This is a genomic window from Streptomyces sp. W16 (assembly GCF_033194735.1).
In the GTDB taxonomy this organism is placed as follows: Bacteria; Actinomycetota; Actinomycetes; order Streptomycetales; family Streptomycetaceae; genus Streptomyces.
This window is the reverse complement of sequence record NZ_JAWOAI010000612.1, coordinates 1-5,213: the sequence shown is the minus strand read 5'-3', so window position 1 is coordinate 5,213 and position 5,213 is coordinate 1. Positions and strand designations below refer to the sequence as shown.

Below are 5,213 nucleotides of genomic sequence, written 5' to 3'. Positions count from 1 at the left end.
GCCGTTGCAGCAGCGTGGGACCGAAGGCCACGGCGGCGAAGTCGGTGTCCGGCGCGACCCGGCTGGTCGGCACCGCCCGGGGCGGATCCTGCAGGTGGGCGCCGGAGACCGGCTTGACCACCAGGTCAGGGAAGCGCCGCGAGAACTCACGGGCGGCCTGCGGGAACGTGGTGATCAGCGTGGCGGGCACCGGCAGTCCGCTGCGCTGGGCCAGCCGCAGCTGCCAGGGCTTGTGCCGGGCGCGGCGCGCCGCGTCGGGGTGGTTCATCCAGCGGGCGCCGGAGCCGCGCAGCATGCCGTAGAGCGCCTGTGAGGCCTCCTCGGTGAGCCACGCGGAGGGCTGGGGTGCGCGGGTCGCCGGGGTGCCGGGTCTGCGCACCCAGATGGAGCGCAGTCCGCTCACGCTCACCAGCCGTCCCCCGGCCGCGAGATGGCCGCGGAAGGCTCCGTGGACGTACTCGCCGGAGAGCGCGACCCCGCCGGTGAGGTCGGCGGGATCGATCCGGACCACGGGGACGCCGGACGCGTGCAGGTGCACCATCACCAGGTCCGCGGTGACGTCCTCTTCGCAGGTAAGGACCAACACGGTCATTTTCGTCGTTCCGCGTTCAGTCGTCGAAGTGAGTCTTCGATCCCGCGGTGGACGTCGTGGTCCCCAGTTCCCTCAGCAGAGCGAGATCGTGGGCGGCCACCCGTCCGTCGGCGAGCACGTTCAACTGCAGTCCGGAGTCGTAGCTGTACGGAGTGGTGAGCTCCAACTGTGCTGCCGGGCGAGCGTAGTTGAGCGCGAACGGTTGCATCGTCTCTCCCTCGTCGGTACTGCCTCGTGCAAGCGGTGGCCACCCTGCGAGGTCGCTTGGCCCGCTGACTTCCGTCTGCTTCCAGAGACTTATACGAATCGAACGAGTGAATGGTTTCCTTACGCTGCGTAATCAAAGGAAGGGAGGCGGGGCGCTCGCCGGGTTCAGCGGAGGTCGCCCGGCTGCCCCTCCTCCTGCTCGCCGAGGGACTTGCGCATCGTGCGCAGGGCGAGGAGAAGTACGGCGATGTCGTCCAGGTACACGGGATCGGGCATCAGGTCGGTCGGTAGTACGAAGTAGAGGACGGCGCCCCAGAAAACCCATTTGGGGCCGGTCGGAAGGCCTGCACGCCGCAGTCCGCGCCGCATACGGACGAGCCGCACCAGCACTCCGACGGCCACGGCGAGCAGCGCCACCGCGAGCACCACGGCGACGACGATCACGGTTGTGGTCGAATCCACGGGCTCCCCTTTTCCGGTCCGGCCGCACGGCATGTGCCCTATCCGGATGCCCGGTTAAGGCCCCGGTATTGCCGAAGAGGGGAACATCACACCCGAACGCCCGGAACGGTCTTGACAGCCAACTGTGCCTGGTCGGGCACTGGTACGTTTTCACCGTGAGCGCGACCAGCGGGACCGGAACCCACGTACGGATCGGCCTCGACACCCCACCACGCGTCGCGAGCCTCGGCGTCGGTGTGCACGGCACCGTGAGCCCGCGTGACGTGTTCCGGCTGCCCGACCTCTGGCAGCTGCATCTCTACCGGTACGAGGCGGAGTTGACCGTCGACGGGGTGCCGCACCGGATCAGGCCCGGCCATGTGAGCCTGGTGCCGCCCGGCGCGCTGGTGCGCTTCCACTACCGGGGCCGCTCCGAGCACCTCTTCGCCCACCTGGAACTCCCCTCCGCCGGCGAGCGGTTGACCGTTCCCGTGATGCAGGACGCAGGCACGCAGACGCCCGTGCTCACCGACCTGATGCTGCGCGCCGTCGCCGCGGCGCCGCGCAACTCCGCGCGTGCCGCGGCCGAGTTGTGGACCGTGCTGTGGCGTGTGGTCGACCTCGCGATGCCGGCCGCCGGTGACGCCGCCGGACCCCACCCCGCGCTCGCCCTCGCCGTCGCACACATCGAATCGCACCTGGCGGCACCTTTGACGGTGCCCGAGGTGGCGCGCGCGGCCGGCGTCTCGCACAACCACCTCATCCGGCTGTTCCGCGGCGAGATCGGCACCACGGTCGTCGCCTACATCCGGCACCGCCGCCTGGAACACGCACGGCACCTGCTGCGGGAGTCGACGCTGTCCGTCCCGGCGATCGCGGCGGCCGTCGGCATCGGCGATCTGCAGGCCTTCAACAAGGCGTGCCGACGCGAACTGGGCGCCTCGCCCAGGGCGGTTCGTGCCGGCACCGGGTGAATCCGTCCCGCACCGTGCGGATCAGTCCCGGCCCGTACCCCGGTACAGGTCCAACTCCCCGTCCAGCTGCACCGCCAGGACCGTCGCCCGCTCGTCCACATCGGCCGCCCGCGGGGCGTCGATCCACGTCACGCCCGGAACCTCGCCGAGCCCGCCGATCACGTCGTGGCCGAGTCCGGCGCCGGTGCCGAGCACCGTGACCCGCTTGACGGGTGTACGCAGGCCGCGCACCGACACCGACTCGCGCGGCGGATCGAAGCACACCAGGTACAGCGTGCGGCGATCGGCGGACAGGGTGCTCGGCCCGTAGTGGTGCCCGGCGGGCAGACCGGCCACCGTGCCGTACACCGCCTCGGAGTGCCGGGCGATCCACGCGCCGAGCCCCTCAAGCCGCTCCACCTGCGCGGGCGGGATCGTCCCGTCCTCCCTCGGGCCCACGTCGAGCAGCAGATTGCCGCCCATCCCGATGGTCTCCGTGAAGTAGCGCACCAGCTGCCGCACCGACTTGTGATGCTCGTCCCGGTGCTGGAAACCCCACGAGTCGTTGACCGTCAGACACAACTCCCAAGGCCCGTCCGGGGCTTGCAACGGCACCCCCTGCTCGGGCGTCGCGTAGTCACCGTGGCTCAGCATCCGGGCGTTGAGGACGGTGTCGGGATTCCCGGCGAGGATCAGCCCGGCCAACTCCCGCATGCCCCACTGCTCTTCGGCGCGCTCCCACTCGCCGTCGAACCACAGCAGGTCGGGCCGGAAGCGGTCGACCAACTCGCCGACCTGGCCGTCGCGGTAGGCGAGATAACGCGCCCAGGCGGCCGGATCCTCCTCGCCGGGCCGCGCGGAGGCGTACGGGTTGGCGCGTATCTCCTCGTCCGGCGGTCGCGGGTGCACCGTAGTGGCGTAGTCGGGGTGGTTCCAGTCGGAGTGGGAGTAGTAGAGCCCGACCTTGAGGCCCTCCTCGCGCAGCGCGTCGGCACAGGGTCCGATCAGATCGCGGCCGGCCGGGGTGCGCCGGACCACGTTCAGGTCGCCGTGCGCCGAGTCCCACAGGGCGACACCGTCGTGGTGCCGGGCGGTCAGCACCGCGTACCGGGCACCCGCCCGTGCGAACAGCCGCGCCCAGTCCCGGGGTTCGTAGCGCGCGGCGGTGAAACCGTCCAGCTGGCGCATGTATTGCTCGTGCGGGACCTGACCCGTGTAGAACGACCAGGACTCCGGCACACCGTCGACGGCGTAGATCCCGTAGTGGACGAAGATGCCCAACTTGGCATCGCGGAACCAGGGTTGCATCGGCATACCGCCAAGCTAGGCCGCGAGACGGCGGGGCGCGTGGGCGGTGATCACCACTGGTGGTCCATTCTCACCACCGCCGCCGCGCCGCACTTGCTGCTCGCGTGCCTGAGGGGCCGGAAGTCGGCGGAAGCCGGAAGCCGACCGGCTACCGCTCCTCAGCCGACCGGCCGCCGTCCCGCGACGGATCGACACGGTCCCCGTCGGCCGGAGGCGCGGGGCGCAGCGCCTTTGTCGCGTCCCGCAACCGGCCGAAGGTCCGCTGGAACGGCGACACCGCCGACGGGGGAGGCTCGCCGAGCACGGCGGTGCCGGAGGACTCGCGCAGCGCGGCCAGCGCCTCGTTGGCGCGGTCGGCGGACTCCCGGTACAGGTCGCGGGACTTCGTCATCGCTTCGAGCGCCTCGGCGTACATGGCCACGAGCCTGCGCTCCCGGGCCAGTTCCTCCTCCAGCGTCATCAGGCCCCACTGCTCGCGCAGTGCGGTGACGGCCTCGGCGCCGCCCTCCGGCAGGGGACGCGCGGAGGCGGCGTAACGGCACAGCACGTCCACGAGTTCGGTGGGCTCGGAGCCGTCGAGGAAGACGCTGCGCACGGAGAAGTCCCGCACGTCGTAGCCGGGGGCGGCCGGGTTGGTGGGCAGCACCACGGCCCCGCCGCGCGGCACCTGGAAGTCGAACTCGCGCAGCAACGCCCAGTTGACGGACCGTAGTTGGTCGGGCGTGGCCCGGTGCTCCACCACGCAGTGCCGCAGACTCGCCGGCAGCAGCCGGGCCAGCGGCAGCCGGCCGCGCGCGTCCGGGGTCATCGCCTCGTGCACGACGACGTGCACGCTCCAGCCGTCCTGCGCACAGCTCCGGAACAGCCGCCGCAGCTCCTTCTCGTCGGACGGCAGCGGATTGACTTCCCCGAAGCGCAGCCCCGGGACCGGTGCGTGGTCCCAGCCGGTGTCCGCGTCCTCGGGCCAGAACACGGTCGCGGGAGAGGGCCACCGCGGATCCCAGACCTGCTCGGCCTCCGCGACCAGGATCCATTCCCGCCCGTCGGCCGAAGCCGGGGCGGCGGCGGGCGAGCCCGGCTCCACAGGCGCCGGAAGCGTCAGCCGCGCCCGCACGGTCACCGTTCCCTCGACCCGCCAACGAGCCTCGAAGACATGCTCCCGGGGGTCATGACCCTGATCCTCGTCCGGTTCCAGACGGTCGTCGATGACCTCGCGGTCCTTGAGTCGCTGCAACTGTCGCCGTACGACACCCGCCGTGTCCTCGGACCCGACGTGGCGGCCGCGAGCCAGCCACACCGTGTGGGGGATCGTGGGCGAAGCTGTGGAGGAGTTCGACATAGGCCAATCTGCGGGCGGGGGCGGGGCTGACCCACCAGTATCACCGTGGGAGATCTTGGCGGGTCAAGCGGGGGTCGGAGAGCGTCGTATGCCCGAAATTCCTGCGATACGGCGTGAGCATACGCGCGGGGTGTGATCGGTCCACTCCGGGTGGCGGGGTTTCACGCGTGCCTTTGACATGGCCCGGTCCCCAGAATGGTGGCGCGGACGGGACCCGCCCACCATCCGCTCGGGGTGGGTCCCTTCCGTGTGCCCCCGCGCACCTCACCTTCGGCGGCGGTCCGGCCGGGACGGCACACCCGCCTCGGCCGGCGGCGCGCTGAATCCGGCCGGTACCGAGCGCGCGCTCGACGGGGGCGGTGCCTGCAGGGGG

The 5,213-nt window shown here is 71.4% G+C and carries 6 protein-coding genes; 1 reads left to right on the top strand and 5 read right to left on the bottom strand.

What is annotated here, in order from left to right:
• The 3 genes from R6V09_RS45255 to R6V09_RS45245 form a co-directional block, all read right to left on the bottom strand.
• On the bottom strand, nt 1-592 hold a 592-nt coding region (locus R6V09_RS45255), incomplete at its 3' end, for an MvdC/MvdD family ATP grasp protein (protein ID WP_442810263.1).
• A 16-nt stretch (nt 593-608) separates the two neighbouring features.
• Complete coding sequence (tgmA, locus tag R6V09_RS45250) at nt 609-800, bottom strand: putative ATP-grasp-modified RiPP (protein WP_019070092.1); 192 nt, start codon at nt 798-800, stop codon at nt 609-611.
• Between the two features lie 164 nt (nt 801-964).
• Nucleotides 965-1,261 (bottom strand): YkvA family protein, encoded by a 297-nt coding sequence (locus R6V09_RS45245; protein WP_317887306.1) that lies wholly within the window; start codon nt 1,259-1,261, stop codon nt 965-967.
• A 155-nt stretch (nt 1,262-1,416) separates the two neighbouring features.
• Between R6V09_RS45245 and R6V09_RS45240 the strand changes: the two genes are divergently transcribed.
• A complete protein-coding gene (locus R6V09_RS45240; protein ID WP_317887305.1) occupies nt 1,417-2,214 on the top strand; it encodes an AraC family transcriptional regulator in 798 nt (265 codons plus the stop codon).
• A gap of 21 nt (nt 2,215-2,235) precedes the next feature.
• Here the strand turns inward: R6V09_RS45240 and R6V09_RS45235 are convergent, their stop codons facing one another.
• Together R6V09_RS45235 and R6V09_RS45230 are read right to left on the bottom strand one after the other, a co-directional pair.
• Nucleotides 2,236-3,507, bottom strand: a complete 1,272-nt coding sequence (locus R6V09_RS45235) for an alpha-L-fucosidase (RefSeq protein WP_317887304.1) — start codon at nt 3,505-3,507, stop codon at nt 2,236-2,238.
• Nucleotides 3,508-3,649: 142 nt separating this feature from the next.
• Entirely contained in the window at nt 3,650-4,840 is a 1,191-nt protein-coding gene (locus tag R6V09_RS45230) for a hypothetical protein (RefSeq protein WP_317887303.1), read from the bottom strand.
• Between the last annotated feature and the right edge of the window lie 373 nt (nt 4,841-5,213).

What these genes read in the sequence shown, in the direction of transcription:
- R6V09_RS45235 (WP_317887304.1), bottom strand. Translation starts at nt 3,507, where the DNA reads ATGCCGATGCAACCCTGGTTCCGCGATGCCAAGTTGGGCATCTTCGTC.
- tgmA (WP_019070092.1), bottom strand. Translation starts at nt 800, where the DNA reads ATGCAACCGTTCGCGCTCAACTACGCTCGCCCGGCAGCACAGTTGGAG.
- R6V09_RS45230 (WP_317887303.1), bottom strand. Translation starts at nt 4,840, where the DNA reads ATGTCGAACTCCTCCACAGCTTCGCCCACGATCCCCCACACGGTGTGG.